Annotated in this window: 1 protein-coding gene; it reads left to right on the top strand. The window is 51.8% G+C overall.

What is annotated here, in order from left to right:
* Positions 1 to 123 precede the first annotated feature (123 nt).
* Positions 124 to 735: cobyric acid synthase (locus A3750_RS21810; protein WP_082873390.1), on the top strand; the 612-nt coding region annotated here is incomplete at its 3' end.

Genomic DNA, 735 nt, shown 5'->3' with positions numbered 1-735 from the left:
ATTTCGCAGCACCGCGTATCGATGTAGTGAGTACTTCAACAGACTTGCTAGAAGGTACCGTTAACTTACTCAACAATCCGGCCGCAATTCGTTTTGCAGATACAACAAACTAAGTAGCGCTCTATGACCACGCTGATGATTCAGGGCACCACTTCTGATGCCGGTAAAAGCACCTTGGTTGCGGCGATTTGTCGCATCCTCCATCAGCGTGGTTTGGATGTTGTTCCGTTTAAACCTCAGAATATGGCGCTCAATAGTGCGGTCACGGTTGATGGTGGTGAAATCGGAAGAGCGCAGGCCCTACAGGCACTTGCGTGCGGCCTAGAGCCACATACGGATATGAATCCGATTCTGCTGAAGCCAAATACCGATATTGGTGCGCAAGTGATTGTGCACGGTAAGGCGCAAGGCAACATGGATGCGCAAAGCTATCATCAATACAAGCGCTTAGCGATGGACGCCGTGCTGGAATCGCATCGCAGACTCGAAGAACAATACCAACACGTGATTGTAGAGGGTGCAGGTTCGCCAGCCGAGATCAATCTGCGTGACCGCGATATCGCAAATATGGGGTTCGCGGAGGCCGCAGACTGTCCCGTTATTATTGTTGCCGACATCGATAAAGGGGGCGTCTTTGCTCACCTTACGGGCACCCTCGATTTACTGAGTCAAAGTGAGCAGGACCGCGTCGTTGGCTTCGTGATCAACCGGTTTCGCGGCGACATCAAGCTACTC

It is taken from the genome of Oleiphilus sp. HI0079 (assembly GCF_001635105.1).
The sequence above is the reverse complement of the archived record's forward strand: the minus strand, read 5'-3'. Positions and strand labels throughout refer to the sequence as shown.